Annotated in this window: 12 protein-coding genes; all 12 read left to right on the top strand. The window is 68.6% G+C overall.

Going from position 1 to position 17,395, the window contains the following annotated elements:
* The first annotated feature begins 188 nt into the window (after positions 1–188).
* The 12 genes from ABZT03_RS32015 to ABZT03_RS31960 all read left to right on the top strand — a co-directional run bounded on the left by ABZT03_RS32015 (position 189) and on the right by ABZT03_RS31960 (position 17,252).
* A complete protein-coding gene (locus tag ABZT03_RS32015) occupies positions 189–2,513 on the top strand; it encodes an ABC transporter family substrate-binding protein (protein ID WP_356045915.1) in 2,325 nt (774 codons plus the stop codon).
* Positions 2,514–2,779: 266 nt separating this feature from the next.
* Positions 2,780–4,687 carry a translational GTPase TypA gene (gene typA, locus ABZT03_RS32010; RefSeq protein ID WP_356045913.1) on the top strand — a complete coding sequence of 636 codons (1,908 nt, stop codon included), beginning with the start codon at positions 2,780–2,782 and terminating at the stop codon, positions 4,685–4,687.
* A gap of 440 nt (positions 4,688–5,127) precedes the next feature.
* Positions 5,128–6,174, top strand: a complete 1,047-nt coding sequence (locus ABZT03_RS32005; protein WP_356045911.1) for an ABC transporter permease — start codon at positions 5,128–5,130, stop codon at positions 6,172–6,174.
* A gap of 99 nt (positions 6,175–6,273) precedes the next feature.
* Positions 6,274–8,067: an ABC transporter substrate-binding protein gene (locus ABZT03_RS32000; RefSeq protein WP_356045909.1), complete on the top strand. Its 1,794-nt coding sequence runs from the start codon at positions 6,274–6,276 to the stop codon at positions 8,065–8,067.
* Positions 8,068–8,165: 98 nt separating this feature from the next.
* A complete protein-coding gene (locus ABZT03_RS31995) occupies positions 8,166–9,143 on the top strand; it encodes an ABC transporter permease (RefSeq protein ID WP_356045907.1) in 978 nt (325 codons plus the stop codon).
* Positions 9,144–9,158: 15 nt separating this feature from the next.
* Positions 9,159–10,220 carry an ABC transporter ATP-binding protein gene (locus ABZT03_RS31990; RefSeq protein WP_356045905.1) on the top strand — a complete coding sequence of 354 codons (1,062 nt, stop codon included), beginning with the start codon at positions 9,159–9,161 and terminating at the stop codon, positions 10,218–10,220.
* A gap of 13 nt (positions 10,221–10,233) precedes the next feature.
* Complete coding sequence (locus ABZT03_RS31985; protein WP_356045903.1) at positions 10,234–11,367, top strand: dipeptide ABC transporter ATP-binding protein; 1,134 nt, start codon at positions 10,234–10,236, stop codon at positions 11,365–11,367.
* Between the two features lie 279 nt (positions 11,368–11,646).
* Complete coding sequence (locus ABZT03_RS31980; RefSeq protein WP_356045901.1) at positions 11,647–13,281, top strand: ABC transporter substrate-binding protein; 1,635 nt, start codon at positions 11,647–11,649, stop codon at positions 13,279–13,281.
* Between the two features lie 5 nt (positions 13,282–13,286).
* The gene (locus ABZT03_RS31975; RefSeq protein WP_356045899.1) at positions 13,287–14,210 is read left to right on the top strand and encodes an ABC transporter permease; all 924 of its coding nucleotides are present in this window, start codon (positions 13,287–13,289) and stop codon (positions 14,208–14,210) included.
* Positions 14,203–15,213 (top strand): ABC transporter permease, encoded by a 1,011-nt coding sequence (locus ABZT03_RS31970; RefSeq protein WP_356045897.1) that lies wholly within the window; start codon positions 14,203–14,205, stop codon positions 15,211–15,213. The genes ABZT03_RS31975 and ABZT03_RS31970 overlap by 8 nt, the downstream gene beginning before the upstream one ends.
* Before the next feature lie 10 nt (positions 15,214–15,223).
* The gene (locus ABZT03_RS31965; protein ID WP_356045895.1) at positions 15,224–16,198 is read left to right on the top strand and encodes an ABC transporter ATP-binding protein; all 975 of its coding nucleotides are present in this window, start codon (positions 15,224–15,226) and stop codon (positions 16,196–16,198) included.
* Positions 16,191–17,252 carry a dipeptide ABC transporter ATP-binding protein gene (locus tag ABZT03_RS31960; RefSeq protein ID WP_356045893.1) on the top strand — a complete coding sequence of 354 codons (1,062 nt, stop codon included), beginning with the start codon at positions 16,191–16,193 and terminating at the stop codon, positions 17,250–17,252. Before ABZT03_RS31965 ends, ABZT03_RS31960 begins: the two co-directional genes overlap by 8 nt.
* Positions 17,253–17,395: the final 143 nt, after the last annotated feature.

Below are 17,395 nucleotides of genomic sequence, written 5' to 3'. Positions count from 1 at the left end.
CGTATGCCCGCTCCCGCACGCCTCCCGGCCGCCCCCGTTGCGCCGCACGGGTGGGTTTCGGGCCCGTCGCCGTCGTGTCGCCGCTCGCTGCTGAACCCTTTCCTCTTCAGTGGCCGCATACATCTGATCAGCTCCATATACCGCCAAACGTGATCCAAACCGGCGGCCCATCACCGGAGGTAGACGGGATGTCCCACGACGGCGTCGGACTGCGCGCGGTCATGCGCTCGGTCGCCTTCCTCACCGCGGGCGCGCTCGCGGTGCCCCTGCTGGCGGCCTGCAGCACGAAGGACGAGGCGGGCAGGCCGCTCGCCGCACAGGACCTCGCGCCCGCCGCGCGTGACCTGGTCGCCGACGGCGGCACCCTCACCTGGGCGGTGGACGACGTACCCGAGACGCTGAACACCTTCCAGTCGGACGCCGACGCGGCCACCAGCCGGGTCGCGCAGGCGGTGCTGCCCTCGCTGTACCGGCTCGACGCGAGCGGCCGGCCGCAGCCCAACCCGGCGTACCTGGAGTCGGCGAAGGTCGTCGACACCGAGCCGAAGCAGGTCGTCCTGTACAAGCTCGACCAGCAGGCCGTCTGGAGCGACGGCCGCGAGATCGGCGCCGCCGACTTCGCCGCGCAGTGGCGGGCCCTGTCCGGGAAGGACAGCGCCTACTGGACGGCGCGCAACGCCGGTTACGACCGGATCGAGAAGGTCGAGCGCGGCGCCAACGACCTGGAGGTCAGGGTCACCTTCAAACGGCCGTACGCCGACTGGCGTTCGCTGTTCTCGCCGCTGTACCCGAAGGACGTCATGGGCACCCCCGACTCCTTCAACGACGGGGCCCGGCGGAAGCTGAAGACCACCGCCGGGCCGTTCGCGGTGAAGAAGGTCGACCGCAAGGCGGGGCTGATCACCCTGGTCCGCAACCCCCGCTGGTGGGGCCGGCCCGCCAAGCTGTCCGAGATCGTGCTGCGGGCCGTACCGCGCGACAACCGGACCGCCGCGCTGGCCGCGGGCACCGTCGACATGGCGGACGTCGACCCCACCGAGGCCCGGACCATCGCCCTGGCCGGACGGGCCGGCGGCAGCGGCACGAGCACCCCGCTCCAGGGCCCGGGTCACCAGCGGGCCGGGAAGGCCGAGAACGCCGAAAAGGCGGAAAAGGCCGAGAAGGCCGAGGGTGCCGGGAAATCCAAGACGACCAAGAAAACCGAAAAGGGCGAAAAGGGCGAAAAGGTGGAGCCCCTCACCAAAGCCGCGCGCCTCCGGAAGGAGCTGCGGGACTTCGAGGTCCGCAAGTCGCTGGAACCCGCCTACACCCAGCTCGCCCTCAACGGCGCCGGTGGTCCGCTCGCCGACGAGCGGGTCCGCCGGGCCGTGGCCCGCGCCCTGGACCGCGCGGAACTGGCCCGGATCGTGCTGAAGCCGCTCGGTCTGCCCGCCGTGCCCGTCGGCAGCCACCTCGCGCTCTCCGGGCAGGCCGCGTACGCCGACGGCAGCGGTGCGCTGGGCGGCCAGGACACCGCGGAGGCGCAGGCCCTGCTCGCCGACGCCGGCTGGGTGCCCGGCGGCCCGCTCAAGGAGCAGAAGAAGAAGGGCGAGAAGGCGGCCGGCGCCAAGGGCGAGAAGACGAAGGGTGAGAAGACCAAGAGCGAGAAGGCCAAGAGCGAGAAGGCCGAGGGCGACGACGCCGGGGACGACTCCTCGGACGGCGACGACGGTACGTACATCGTCGGCGAGGACGACAAGGCGCGCGGCGAGGCCCTCGGGGAGCAGGGCAAGGAGCCGGGGGACCACGCGAACAAGCACCGGCAGACGACCGAGCGGGCCGGCGGGACGAGCGAGGAGGGCGCGCGCCACCTCGCGCAGGACGCCGGGCAGTACAAGCCCCTGGTGCCGGCGGGCGCCTACGCCCCGAAGGGCACCGCCGTACCGGTGGGCGCCGTGGCCGGGCCGCTCGCCAAGGACGGCAAGCCGCTGACGCTCCGTTTCGTGCTCCCCTCGGGCCCCGGCTCGGACTCGCTGCGCGCGGTGGCCGACCGCGTCAGCCGGATGCTGGAGCGGGTCGGCATCCGCACCGAGATCACCAAGGTCTCCGACGAGAGCTACTTCAAGGACCACATCGCGGCCGGTCAGTACGACCTCGCGCTGTACTCCTGGCCCGCGTCGGCCTTCCCCGCCACCGACGCCCGGCCCGTCTACGCCAAGCCGGTCCCGGCCGCCGACGGTTCGCTGAACGTCGAGCAGAACTACACCCGGGTCGGCACCGACCAGGTCGACCAGCTGTTCGACCGGGCGCTGGGCACGCTCGACGAGGGCGAGAACCGCAGCCTGATCCGCAAGGCGGACTCGCGCATCTGGGCGGCGGCCGGCTCCATCCCGCTCTACCAGCGCCCTCAGCTGACGGCCGTCCGAAAGACCGTGGTCAACGCGGGTGCCTTCGGTTTCCAGACACCGGTGTACGAGGACATGGGCTTCCTGAGGAAGGGCGCGAAGCCCTCGGCGAGCCCGTCGGTGAGCTGACCGGCCGGATTCCAGGTGGTGGCGGCCGCCGCCCGCGTCGCGCGGGGGGCGGCCGCACCGCTGTGCCCGGGCGGGTTTCCGGGTACCGGGAGACGTCTGACCGGGGGTGACGCGGTGCGCGGGCCCGCGCCGCCGAAGCCCGGCGCGCCCCAGTGTCGGCGGCCCCGTACGATGGGGTGAGGCCGTGGCGTGTCCAGCCCGGCAGGGTCCGCGTAGCACTGACGTACGCGCAGGCCGTCCACTCACTTCGGGAGAAGCGCCTCAATATGGCCACGCGCCACGACATCCGCAACGTCGCCATCGTCGCCCACGTCGACCACGGCAAGACCACCCTGGTCGACGCCATGCTCAAGCAGGCCGGTGCCTTCGCCGCGCACGCCGCCGAGTCGCTCGACGACCGCATGATGGACTCGAACGACCTGGAGCGTGAGAAGGGCATCACGATCCTGGCCAAGAACACGGCCGTGAAGTACCACCCCAAGGATGGCGGCGACGTCATCACGATCAACATCATCGACACCCCCGGCCACGCCGACTTCGGTGGTGAGGTCGAGCGCGGTCTGTCGATGGTGGACGCGGTCGTGCTGCTGGTGGACGCCTCCGAGGGCCCGCTGCCGCAGACCCGCTTCGTGCTGCGCAAGGCGCTGCAGGCCCGCCTGCCCGTCATCCTGTGCATCAACAAGACGGACCGCCCCGACTCGCGCATCGACGAGGTCGTGAACGAGGCGTACGACCTCTTCCTCGACCTCGACGCCGACGAGGAGCAGATCGAGTTCCCGATCGTCTACGCGTGTGCGCGTGACGGCGTCGCCTCGCTGACCAAGCCGGAGGACGGCACGGTCCCGGCCGACAGCGACAGCCTGGAGCCGTTCTTCTCCACGATCCTCTCGCACGTCCCGGCCCCCGAGTTCGACGAGGCCGCCCCGCTCCAGGCGCACGTCACCAACCTGGACGCCGACAACTTCCTCGGCCGTATCGCGCTGCTGCGCGTCGAGCAGGGTGAGCTGCGCAAGGGCCAGACCGTCACGTGGATCAAGCGCGACGGCACGATGTCCAACGTGCGCATCACCGAGCTGCTGATGACCGAGGCACTCACCCGCAAGCCCGCGGAGAAGGCGGGCCCCGGTGACATCTGCGCGGTCGCCGGTATCCCGGACATCATGATCGGTGAGACGCTCGCCGACCCGGAGAACCCGATCCCGCTGCCGCTGATCACGGTCGACGAGCCGGCGATCTCGATGACCATCGGCACCAACACCTCGCCGCTGGTCGGCCGGGGCGGCACGGGCAAGGGCGCGGAGAACAAGGCCGCGGTCAAGGACCGCAAGGTCACCGCCCGTCAGGTCAAGGACCGGCTGGACCGCGAACTGGTCGGCAACGTCTCGCTGCGCGTCCTGGACACCGAGCGTCCCGACGCCTGGGAGGTGCAGGGCCGCGGTGAGCTGGCGCTGGCCATCCTGGTCGAGCAGATGCGCCGTGAGGGCTTCGAGCTGACCATCGGCAAGCCGCAGGTGGTCACCAAGACCGTCGAGGGCAAGGTCTACGAGCCGGTCGAGCGCATGACGATCGACGTGCCCGAGGAGCACATGGGCGCGGTCACGCAGCTCATGGGCGTCCGCAAGGGCCGGATGGACAACATGTCGAACCACGGCTCCGGCTGGGTCCGCATGGAGTTCGTCGTGCCCTCCCGCGGTCTCATCGGCTTCCGTACCGAGTTCCTGACCGGCACGCGCGGCACTGGCATCGCCCACTCCATCCACGAGGGCCACGAGCCGTGGTTCGGCACGCTGACGACCCGTAACAACGGCTCGCTGGTGGCCGACCGGGCCGGCGCCGTCACCGCGTTCGCGATGACGAACCTCCAGGAGCGCGGTGTGCTGTTCACCGACCCCGGCACCGAGGTGTACGAGGGCATGATCGTCGGCGAGAACTCTCGCTCCGACGACATGGACGTGAACATCACCAAGGAGAAGAAGCTCACGAACATGCGGTCGTCCTCGGCCGACTCGTTCGAGGCGATCGTGCCGCCGCGCAAGCTGTCGCTGGAGCAGTCGCTGGAGTTCTGCCGTGACGACGAGTGCGTCGAGGTGACCCCGGAGGCGGTTCGCATCCGCAAGGTGAACCTGGACGGCCGCGAGCGCGCCCGCGCCGCCAGCCGCGCCAAGAACGCCTGATCCGGCCTCAGGAAGGCCGCCGGACAGACCCTGCCGACCCGGCCGTCCGCTGAGCGGACGGCCGGGCTTTCGGCGTGCTCGTGGAGGGTGAGTATTTTCACCCGGTCCGGGTGCGGGAGGGTCTGGCGAGGGGTGTTTCCGCGCCGGCTCACAGGGGCCTCACGGGCTGTTCGGTAATCGGTGATCCAGCGATCAAGTTTCGGACATGTAAACAGAAATGTCTTCCTGAATGCCCGATTTGACGGGTTGCCGCGGCTCGTGTCAAGCGCGTACAGATGTCAATCTTTGCAATTTTTGCTCAAAATATGGACCGTAGGGAGATCCCTGTGTCTTCCGCCCTTGACGCGCGTTGACTCGCTTGGCGAAAGTTCCCCCAAACCACAGAACCTGCCGGTATCTGTGCTGCGCACGACTCTCAACCCCCCGGGGGAAGAACAAACATGACCAGTCCAGCCAAGGCTGAGGGCGCCGGGCCGTCGATCGCCTTGGACCCCGAGCTCGAGACGAACGCCGAGCCCGCCAAGGGCGAGAAGAAGCTCGAGGGCCGTTCTCCCGGGCAGTTGATGTGGCAGCGCTTCAAGCGTGACCGTACCGGTGTCATCTGCGCCGTGGTAGTGATTTTGTACTTCGTCGTGTCGCTGCTCGCGCCGCTGCTGGTCAAGCTGAGCGGGACCGATCCGTACACGCTGTACGGGCAGGACCCGACCTACGCGGACAAGCCCGTCCTCGACCAGTTCGGCCTGCCGCTCGGCTACTTCGGCGGTGTCTCGGGGGACCACTGGTTCGGCGTCGAGCCCCAGTACGGCCGTGACCTGTTCGCCATGCTCATGTACGGCATGCGGACGTCGCTGTTCATGGCGCTCGGTGTGACGGTCCTGCTGATGGTCACCGGCGTGATCATCGGCCTGATCGGTGGTTACTTCGGCGGCCGGACCGACTACTGGATCGGCCGGGTCACCGACTTCTTCCTCTCGTTCCCGCAGCAGCTGTTCTTCATCGCCTTCATGCCCGTGGTCACCGCGTTCTTCGTCGACCCGCGGGAGGAGACCCCCACGTACTTCCGCGCCCTGGCGATGCTGATCGTGCTGTGGCTGCTGGGCTGGATGGGCATGGCCCGGCTGGTGCGCTCGACCGTGCTGTCCCTGCGTGAGCGGGAGTTCGTCGAGGCCGCCAAGGTCTCCGGCGCCTCCCCGGCGCGGATCGTCCGCAAGGAGATCCTGCCGAACGTGGTGACGCCGATCCTGGTGCAGTTCACGTACTCGCTGCCCAGCACCATCCTCACCATCGCCTTCCTCTCCTTCGCCGGCGTCGGGTTCGTCGAACCCACCCCGGACTGGGGGCGACTGTTCGCCGCCGCCGCCAAGTACACCGAGCAGGACCCGGCGTTCCTCTTCTTCCCCGGTCTGGCGCTGGTGATCTTCGTCCTGGCCTTCAACCTCCTCGGAGACTCGGTCCGGGACGCGTTCGACCCCAAGTCCGGGCGCTGAACCGTCCATTGGTGGGGGGTGGCTGCCGCCCCCGCGTCGGCCTACCAGCCGCGTCAGGCAGTACTCATGGATAACAACCGACAGGTAGGTATTCGCCACATGAAGTCCATCAGCTCGCGCAGAGCGCGCTCCATCGTCATAGCGCTCGCAGCCGGTTCCCTCGCGCTCACGGCCTGCTCGAAGAACGAGGGCGGCAAGTCCGACGAGGACTCCGGGAAGGACCAGAAGCAGGCTTCGGTCCAGTCGAAGGCGGTCACCTACGCCGACGCCGCGGGCTCCACCGGTCCCGCCGAGGAGGTCACCGGTGCCAAGCCCGGCGGCACCATCGCCGTGTACCAGGAGGCGGGCCTCTCCCACCTGGACCCGGGCCAGATCTACGTCTCCGACGCCGGCCAGGTCGCGAACCTGCTCTTCCGCCGCCTGACCCAGTTCAAGGAGGACGGCAAGGGCGGCGTCTCGGTCGTGGGTGACCTCGCGACCGACGCGGGCAAGTCCTCGGACGGCGGCAAGACCTGGACCTTCACGCTGAAGGACGGCATCAAGGACGAGAAGGGCGCGGCCATCACGTCCGCCGACGTCCGTCACACCGTCGAGCGCCTCTACGCGAAGTTCATCTTCGACGGCCCCAGCTACCTGCAGACCTGGCTGAGCGGCGCCGACTACCGCAAGGCGCTGCCGGACGGCGGCTTCGGCAAGAAGCACCTGCCGGCCTCGGTCCTGGACACCCCGGACGCCAAGACGGTCGTCTTCCACTTCGACACCGCGCGCCCGGACCTGCCGCAGACGCTGGCCATGGCCGGCTACGCCATCGTCCCGGCGAAGACGGACACGAAGGAGAAGTACGACAAGGCCCCGGTCGCCACCGGCCCGTACAAGATCACCTCGAACAAGGTCGGCAAGGAGCTGGTCCTCGAGAAGAACACGAACTGGGACCCGAAGACCGACTCCGTGCGCCACCAGTACGCGGACGGCTTCGACTTCCAGTTCGGCGTCACCGAGTCGACCCAGACCAAGCGTCTGATCGCCGACCAGGGCAAGGACAAGAACGCCATCCAGCTCACGGGCGGCGTCGAGGCCACGCAGATCCAGGACGTCATCGGCAACCCGAAGGTCAGCAGCCGCACGGTCAAGGGCTACCAGCCCTACGTCATGCAGCTGACGTTCAACCTGGACCGCGTCAAGGACCTCAAGGTCCGTCAGGCCATCACCTACGCGGTGAACTCCAAGTCGCTCATCGCCGGTGAGGGCGGTGTCTACGGCGGCGACGTGGCCCCGAACTACTTCGCCCCGACCCTGCCGGGCTACGAGGCCAAGTACGACCCCTACGGCCGTCTGAAGGCGCCGCAGGGCAACATCGCGAAGGCCAAGGAGCTCCTCGCGGGCGTCCCGGCCGCCGAGAAGAAGGTCGTCTTCGCGTACGCCAACAGCGAGAACGGCCAGAAGCGCAAGGTCGCCATCGAGGACGCCCTCACCAAGGTCGGCTTCGACGTGGTCTCCAAGGAGGTCGACGCGGCGAGCTACTACGAGCAGATCGGCAAGCTCGACAACCCGTACGACATCTACATCTCGGGCTGGGGCCAGGACTGGCCGTCGCCGTCCACGGTCGTCACGCCGGTCTACGACGGTGACCAGGTCGCCGACGGTGCGCCGAACTACTCCCACGTCAAGGACCCGAAGGTCGACGCCCTCATCAAGAAGGCGCTGAGCGAGGACCCGACCGCGGCCGCCAAGACGTGGAAGGAAGCCGAGCACTACCTGCTGGAGAAGGTCGTCCCGGCCGCTCCGCTGTGGTACACGAAGCAGTTCCAGCTCTCCGGCTCCAACATCGGTGGCACCCGCTACGGCTCGGTGTCCAGCCTCCTCGACATCACCCGCCTGTACGTGAAGTCGTAACTCTCTACGGCTGATCGCGGGGGTGCGCACCAGGCGGAGCGCACCCCCGCACCTCCGTGCAACCTCCCACCGTCTCCGCAGAGAGCAGCCCTCCCGCCATGCTTCAGTTCATTCTTCGGCGCTCGGTCGGTGCCGTCGTCACCCTGTTCCTCCTCGGCGCCGCCACGTTCTTCCTGTTCGTCGCCGCGCCCTCCGACTACGCCTCGCTGGCCTGTGGCAAGGACTGCTCGCCCACGAGACTGGAGGACATCCGCCAGGCCCTCGGCCTGAACCTCCCCCTGCACCAGCAGTTCTGGGACTTCATGTCCGGCATCGTGATGGGCCGTGACTACCCCACCGGGCACTGCAGCGCGCCCTGCCTCGGCCAGTCGTTCTACTCGGGCGACATGGTCTGGTCGACCATCATGGACCGCTTCCCGACCACCCTCACGCTCACCGCGGGTGGCGCGGTCGTGTTCATCGTCGTCGGTGTCGGCGCCGGCATGATCGCCGCGTACCGGCGCGGGACGATGATCGACAAGGTCGCCACCGGTGTGTCGATGGTGCTCAGCTCGTTCCAGATCTACGTGCTCGGCCCGATCGCCCTGTTGATCTTCGTCTACAGCACTGGCTGGATGGAGAACCCCCAGTACCACCCGATCACCGAGGACCCCTGGACCTGGTTCACGGGCATGCTGCTGCCCGTGCTGGTGATGGCCACCATCTTCACCGCGCAGTACACCCGTATGGCGCGCTCCTCGATGATCGAGCAGCTCGCCGAGGAGCACGTGCGCACCGCCCGGGCCAAGGGCATGTCGCGGAAGTACGTGTTCTTCCGTTACGCCTGGCGCGGCTCGCTGATCCCGATCGTCACCGTCCTGGGCATCGACATCAGTTCCATGCTCGGCGGCGCCGTGGTCACCGAGCTCACCTTCTCGCTCCAGGGAATCGGCCGTCTCGCCGTGGACGGCGCGGTCCACAAGGACCTGCCGCTCACCATGGGCGTCATGTTGTTCGGTGCCTTCTTCATCCTGATCGTCAACATCCTCACCGACATCGCGTACGCCTACATCGACCCGCGCGTCCGGCTCTCCTAGGAAGAACGAACCACCGTGACCACACTGACCAAGACCGAGGACGCGCCGGCCCCGACCGGTCCGGAGAGCTTCCTCTCGGTGCGTGATCTGAAGGTGCAGTTCTCCACCGAGGACGGCATCGTCAAGGCGGTCGACGGCCTCTCCTTCGACGTCGAGCGCGGCAAGACCCTGGGCATCGTCGGCGAGTCGGGATCCGGCAAGTCGGTCACCAACCTGACCGTCCTCGGCCTGCACAACCCGCGGAACACCACCGTCGACGGCGAGATCGTCCTCGACGGCAAGGAACTCGTCACCGCCACCGAGCGGGAGCTGGAGCAGCTCCGCGGCAACAAGATGGCGATGATCTTCCAGGACCCGCTGACCGCCCTCTCGCCGTTCTACACGGTGGGCCGGCAGCTGTCCGAGCCGTTCATGAAGCACCGCGGCGCCTCCAAGAAGGAGGCGAAGGACCGTGCCGTCCAGTTGCTGGAGAAGGTCGGCATCCCGCAGCCCAAGACGCGCTTCGACGACTACCCGCACCAGTTCTCCGGCGGCATGCGCCAGCGCGCGATGATCGCCATGGCGCTGATGTGCGACCCCGACCTGCTGATCGCCGACGAGCCGACCACCGCGCTCGACGTGACCGTGCAGGCGCAGATCCTCGACCTGCTCAAGGACCTCCAGCAGGAGTTCGGTTCCGCGATCGTCTTCATCACCCACGACCTCGGCGTCATCTCCAACGTGGCCGACGACCTGCTGGTGATGTACGCCGGCCGGGCCGTGGAACGCGGCTCCGTGCGGGAGGTCCTTGGCCAGCCCAAGCACCCGTACACCTGGGGTCTGCTGAGCTCGATGCCCCGCCTCGACGGCGACATCAACGAGGTGCTGGAGCCGATCCCCGGCTCGCCGCCCTCGCTGCTCAACCCGCCCTCCGGCTGCCCGTTCCACCCGCGGTGCGTCTTCAAGGGCGAGGTGCCGGGGACCCTGTGCACCGACGTCCGGCCGCCGCTGGGCGAGGGGCGCGCCTCCGCGTGCCACCTGACGCCCGAGCAGAAGCAGACCATCTTCATCGACAAGATCCAGCCCCGGCTGCGCTAGGGAGATCCGAGACATGAGCGACAACCTCACACTCCCCGCCCAGCAGGGTTCCACCGGTACGTCCGCCGAGGCGCTCCTCAAGGTGGAGGGGCTGACCAAGCACTTCCCGATCTACGGCGGCTTCCCGATCAAACGCAAGGTCGGTGCCGTGCAGGCCGTCGACGGGGTCGACCTGACGGTCGGCGTCGCCGAGAGCGTCGGCCTGGTCGGCGAGTCCGGCTGCGGCAAGTCGACCACCGGGCGGCTCATCACCCGCCTGCTGGAGCCGACCGGCGGCACCATCACGTACGCGGGCCAGGACATCACCCGGGCCTCGCGGCGGCAGCTCGCGCCGGTGCGGTCCGAGATCCAGATGATCTTCCAGGACCCGTACTCCTCGCTGAACCCGCGGCAGACCGTCGGCTCGATCATAAAGTCGCCGATGGAGGTCAACGGGATCGAGCCCGCGGGCGGCCGGGAGAAGAAGGTCCGGGAGCTCCTGGAGCTCGTCGGCCTCAACCCCGAGCACTACAACCGCTTCCCGCACGAGTTCTCCGGCGGTCAGCGCCAGCGCATCGGTGTGGCCCGCGCCCTGGCCCTCCAGCCGAAGCTGATCGTGGCGGACGAGCCGGTCTCCGCCCTCGACGTGTCGATCCAGGCGCAGGTCGTCAACCTGCTGAAGACGGTGCAGCAGGAGCTGGGCATCGCCTTCCTCTTCATCGCCCACGACCTGGCCGTCGTACGGCACTTCTCGCAGCGCGTCGCGGTGATGTACCTCGGCAAGGTGGTCGAGGTCGGCGACCGGGAGGCGATCTACGACCGCCCGCGGCACCCGTACACGCACGCCCTGCTGTCCGCGGTGCCCGAGGTCGACATCGACGGCACGGGCAGCGACCGGGAGCGCATCCGGCTCTCCGGTGACGTGCCCTCGCCGATCATGCCGCCGTCCGGCTGCCGCTTCCGCACCCGGTGCTGGAAGGCGCAGGACAAGTGCGCGTCGGAGGAGCCGCCGCTGGTCCAGATCTCCGGCAACCGCGCGGGTCACCTCACGGCCTGCCACTTCCCGGAGGACCCGACCACCGAGGCCCGCGACGAGGACGTCGTCCTCGACCCGGCCCTGAAGGCCCTGGAGGCGAACACGGACTCCGTGTCCGCACCGAAGGAGTAACCCCGGCCCGGCCCGCCCAGGGCCGCCGGACGAACCGCCCGACCGGGGCGGGGGCACACGCCCCCGCCCCGGTCGCGTGCGTTCGGGCAGGTGCGGCGCCGGACGGTGCGCGGGCCGGCCGGTGCGGCGGGGGTGGACCGACCGGGGGAGTCGTGGGTGGGTTCTGCCACTCGAAAGAGTGGGGCGCCAGTGCGTTGTGCGCCTTTTGGGTTGATATTGACCCTTGACGGATCAGCGCCTCGGCGCTGGCGGTGCAGCGCACTCACGAGGAGGAACCCCATGCGCGGAGCCACGCACGCCAAATGGGCCGCCTGCGCGGCGGCCACAGCCCTCGCGGCCACGGCCTGCGGAGGCGGGGGGAGCGACAGCGGCAGCGGCGGTGACGGCAGCGCGGTGGTCAGCGCCTCCTGGGGAGATCCGCAGAACCCGCTCGAACCCGCCAACACCAACGAGGTGCAGGGCGGCAAGGTCCTCGACATGATCTTCCGCAGCCTCAAGCGGTACAACCCGGAGACGGGCGCCGCCGAGGACATGCTGGCCGACAAGATCGACACCACGGACTCGCAGAACTTCACGATCACCATCAAGGGCGGCTGGAAGTTCAGCAACGGCGAGGCGGTCACCGCCCAGTCCTTCGTGGACGCCTGGAACTACGGCGCCAGCCTGAAGAACAACCAGAAGAACGCCTACTTCTTCGGCTACATCGACGGCTACGCCAAGACGCACCCGGACACCGGCAGCCAGACCGCCGACACCCTCTCCGGGCTCAAGGTCGTCAACTCCAAGACCTTCACCGTCAAGCTGAGCCAGAAGTTCTCGACCTTCCCGGACACCCTCGGCTACCCCGCCTTCGCCCCGCTGCCGAAGGCGTTCTTCTCCAACCACGACGCCTGGGTGAAGAAGCCCGTCGGCAACGGGCCGTACGCCATCGACTCGTACACCAAGGGCTCGCAGATGGTCCTGAAGAAGTGGGACGCCTACCCCGGCTCGGACAAGGCGCAGAACGGCGGGGTGACCCTCAAGGTCTACACCGACAACAACACCGCCTACACCGACCTGCTGGCCGGCAACCTCGACCTCGTCGACGACATCCCGGCCGCCCAGCTGAAGAACGTCAAGAGCGACCTGGGCGACCGCTACATCAACACGCCCGCCGGCATCATCCAGACCCTGGCCTTCCCGTTCTACGACGCCCGGTGGAACAAGTCCGGCTCGGTGAAGGTCCGCAAGGGCCTGTCGATGGCGATCAACCGCAAGCAGATCACCGAGACGATCTTCCAGAAGACCCGTACCCCGGCCACCGACTGGACCTCCCCGGTACTCGGCAAGGAGGGCGGCTTCCAGGACGGCCTGTGCGGTGACGGCTGCGACTACAACCCGACCGAGGCCAAGAAGCTCGTCCAGGAGGGCGGCGGCCTGCCCGGCGGCCAGGTGAAGATCACGTACAACGCGGACACCGGCTCGCACAAGGAGTGGGTCGACGCGGTGTGCAACTCCATCAACAACGCGCTCGGCAACGACAAGGCGTGCGTCGGCAACCCGGTCGGCACCTTCGCCGACTTCCGCAACCAGATCACCGAGAAGAAGATGAGCGGGCCGTTCCGGGCCGGCTGGCAGATGGACTACCCCCTGATCCAGAACTTCCTCCAGCCGCTGTACTACACCAACGCCTCCTCCAACGACGGCAAGTGGTCCAACAAGGACTTCGACACGCTCGTCAACCAGGCCAACGCCGAGACCGACACCGCCAAGGCGGTCCAGACGTTCCAGAAGGCCGAGGGCGTCGTCCGGGACAACATGGCCGCCATCCCGCTCTGGTACCAGAACGGCAGTGCCGGATACTCCTCGCGGCTCTCCGCGGTCAAGCTCAACCCGTTCAGCGTCCCCGTCTACAACGAGATCAAGGTGGGCTGAGCGCCATGGGACGCTACGTCCTGCGGCGCCTGCTCCAGATGATCCCGGTCTTCATCGGCGCCACGCTGCTGATCTTCCTCATGGTGAACGTGATGGGCGACCCCATCGCGGGGCTGTGCGGCGACCGGCAGTGCGACCCGGCCACGGCCGCCCAGCTGGAGAAGGAGTTCGGCCTCGACAAGCCGGTGTGGCAGCAGTACCTGACCTACATGGGCAACGTCTTCACCGGCGACTTCGGCACCGCGTTCAACGGGCAGAAGGTCACCGAACTGATGGCGTCGTCCTTCCCGGTCACCATCCGGCTGACGATCGTGGCGATCCTCTTCGAGATCGTCATCGGCATCACGCTGGGCGTCGTCACCGGCCTGCGCCGCGGCCGGCCGGTCGACACGAGCGTGCTGCTGCTGACCCTCGTCGTGATCTCCGTCCCCACCTTCGTCACCGGTCTGCTGCTCCAGCTCCTGCTCGGCGTCGAGTGGGGCTGGATCAAACCGTCGGTGTCGACGGACGCCACGTTCGGCGAGCTGATCGTGCCGGGTCTGGTCCTCGCCTCGGTCTCGCTCGCCTACGTGACCCGGCTGACCCGCACCTCCATCGCCGAGAACAAGCGCTCCGACTACGTCCGTACGGCCATCGCCAAGGGGCTGCCGCGACGCCGGGTCATCACCCGGCACCTGCTGCGCAACTCGCTGATCCCCGTGGTCACGTTCATCGGCACGGACATCGGGGCCCTGATGGGCGGCGCCATCGTCACCGAGCGGATCTTCAACATCCACGGCGTCGGCTTCCAGCTCTACCAGGGCATCCTGCGCCAGAACACCCAGACGGTCGTCGGCTTCGTGACGGTGCTCGTCCTGGTGTTCCTGGTCGCCAACCTGCTCGTCGACCTGCTGTACGCCGTCCTCGACCCCAGGATCCGCTATGCCTGAACCGCAGCCGCCGGAGCGGCACCTGCCGGGCCCGGGACGCACCCCGGAGGACGGCGTCATCGCCGACACCGGCATGGGCGGGGCGATGGACCTCGCCACGAGCGAGGGCGAGACACTGGAGCGGACCCCGGGCCCGGACGGCACCGACCCCCAGGGCAAGCCCCGGTCCCTCTGGTCCGACGCCTGGCGCGACCTCCGCCGCAACCCCGTCTTCATCATCTCGACGCTGGTGATCCTCTTCCTCGTCGTGATCTCGATCTGGCCGTCCCTGATCGCCACCCAGAACCCCCTCAAGTGCGACCTCGCCAAGGCCCAGGAGGGCTCGCAGCCCGGCCATCCCTTCGGCTTCGACGGCCAGGGCTGCGACGTCTACACACGGACCGTCTACGGCGCCCGTACGTCCGTCACGGTCGGCGTGTGCGCCACGCTCGGTGTGGCGATCCTCGGGTCCGTCCTGGGCGGCCTGGCGGGCTTCTTCGCCGGGTTCTGGGACTCGATCCTGTCCCGGATCACCGACGTCTTCTTCGCCATCCCGGTCGTCCTCGGCGGCCTGGTCCTGCTGTCCGTGGTGACCACCAACACCGTCTGGCCGGTCATCGGGTTCATGGTGCTGCTCGGCTGGCCGCAGATCTCCCGCATCGCCCGCGGCTCGGTCATCACCGCGAAGCAGAACGACTACGTCCAGGCCGCGCGGGCGCTCGGCGCCTCCAACTCGCGGCTGATGCTGCGCCACATCACGCCCAACGCGGTCGCGCCGGTGATCGTGGTGGCGACCATCGCGCTCGGCACGTACATCGCGCTGGAGGCGACCCTGTCGTACCTCGGCGTCGGTCTGAAGCCGCCGACGATCAGCTGGGGCATCGCGATCTCCGCCGCGTCCCCGTACATCCGGCAGGCGCCGCACATGCTGCTGTGGCCGGCCGGGGCGCTGGCGCTGACCGTGCTCGCGTTCATCATGCTCGGCGACGCGGTGCGCGACGCCCTCGACCCGAAGCTGAGGTGAACCCCCCGTCATGCTGCTCGAAGTGCGTGACCTGCACGTGGAGTTCCGGACCCGGGACGGCGTCGCCAAGGCCGTCAACGGCGTCAACTACGCCGTGGACGAGGGCGAGACCCTCGCGGTGCTCGGCGAGTCCGGCTCGGGCAAGTCGGTGACCGCGCAGGCGGTGATGGGCATCCTCGACATCCCGCCCGGCCGGATCACCGGCGGCGAGATCCTCTTCCAGGGCCGGGACCTGCTGAAGCTCAAGGAGGAGGAGCGGCGCAGGGTCCGCGGCGCCGAGATGGCGATGATCTTCCAGGACGCGCTGTCGTCCCTGAACCCGGTGCTGTCCGTCGGCGACCAGCTCGGCGAGATGTTCGTGGTGCACCGCGGCATGTCCAGGAAGGACGCCCGGACCAGGGCCGTCGAGCTGATGGACCACGTCCGTATCCCGGCCGCCGCGCAGCGCGTGCGGGACTACCCGCACCAGTTCTCCGGCGGCATGCGGCAGCGCATCATGATCGCGATGGCGCTGGCCCTCGAACCGGCGCTGATCATCGCCGACGAACCGACCACCGCGCTCGACGTCACCGTCCAGGCCCAGGTCATGGACCTGCTCGCGGAGTTGCAGCGCGAACTCAGCATGGGGCTCATCCTCATCACCCACGACCTGGGCGTGGTCGCCGACGTGGCGGACCGGATCGCGGTCATGTACGCGGGCCGGATCGTCGAGTCCGCGCCCGTGCACGACATCTACAAGGCGCCCGCCCACCCGTACACCAAGGGCCTGCTGAAGTCGATCCCGCGCCTGGACCAGAAGGGCCGCGAGCTCTACGCCATCAAGGGCCTGCCCCCCAACCTCACGAACATCCCGCCGGGCTGCGCCTTCAACCCGCGCTGCCCGATGGCCCAGGACGTGTGCCGCACCGACGTACCGCCCCTGTACGAGGTGGACGAGGACCGTCGCAGCGCCTGCCACTTCTGGAGGGAGTGCCTGCATGGCTGAGCCGATTCTCGAGGTGAGCGGGCTGGTCAAGCACTACCCGCTCACCCGGGGCATCCTGTTCAAGAAGCAGATCGGGGCGGTGAAGGCCGTCGACGGGGTCGACTTCAGCCTCGCGCGGGGCGAGACCCTCGGCATCGTCGGCGAGTCCGGCTGCGGCAAGTCGACCGTCGCCAAGATGCTGGTCAACCTGGAGCGGCCGACGGCCGGGGTGATCAGGTACAAGGGCGACGACATCACCGCGCTGTCCGGCCGCGCCCTGAAGGCCGTACGGCGCAACATCCAGATGGTCTTCCAGGACCCGTACACCTCCCTCAACCCGCGGATGACGGTCGGCGACATCATCGGGGAGCCGTACGACATCCACCCCGAGGTGGCCCCCAAGGGGGACCGGCGCAAGCGGGTGCGGGAACTCCTCGACGTCGTCGGCCTCAACCCCGAGTACATCAACCGCTATCCGCACCAGTTCTCCGGCGGCCAGCGCCAGCGCATCGGCATCGCCCGGGGTCTCGCGCTGCGCCCCGAGATCATCGTCGCCGACGAGCCGGTCTCCGCGCTCGACGTGTCCGTGCAGGCCCAGGTGATCAACCTCATGGACCGGCTCCAGGGCGAGTTCGACCTGTCGTACATCTTCATCGCGCACGACCTGTCGATCGTGCGGCACATCTCGGACCGGGTCGGGGTGATGTACCTCGGCCGGATCGTGGAGGTCGGCCGCGACGCCGAGATCTACGACCACCCCACGCACCCCTACACCCAGGCGCTGCTGTCGGCGGTGCCGGTGCCCGACCCGGAGGCGCGCGAGCACCGGGAGCGGATCATCCTCGCCGGCGACGTGCCGTCCCCGACGAACATCCCCTCCGGCTGCCGCTTCCGCACCCGCTGCTGGAAGGCGCGGGAGCGCTGCGCGCTGGAGGTGCCGCAGCTCGCGGTACCCGCCGAGTTCCGGCTCGTGCCGGGCCCCGCCGCACACGACTCGGCCTGCCACTTCGCGGAGGAGAAGCAGGTCGTACCGCCCGAGGACACCACGGACGATCATCCCGGGGGCATGGCATAGCCGTACAAACACACATCAACCGCGTTTACACGCAGGCAACTCGGCCGACCCGGTCTCGATATACGGACAGGCCAGTCTGAACGACGTACGGCCGTGCGGGTGCCGTAAACGGGCCGGGAGCGCCATGTCTCCCGGCCCGTTGC

Source organism: Streptomyces sp. NPDC005574, assembly GCF_040605435.1.
In the GTDB taxonomy this organism is placed as follows: domain Bacteria; phylum Actinomycetota; class Actinomycetes; order Streptomycetales; family Streptomycetaceae; genus Streptomyces.
The sequence above is the reverse complement of the archived record's forward strand: the minus strand, read 5'-3'. Positions and strand labels throughout refer to the sequence as shown.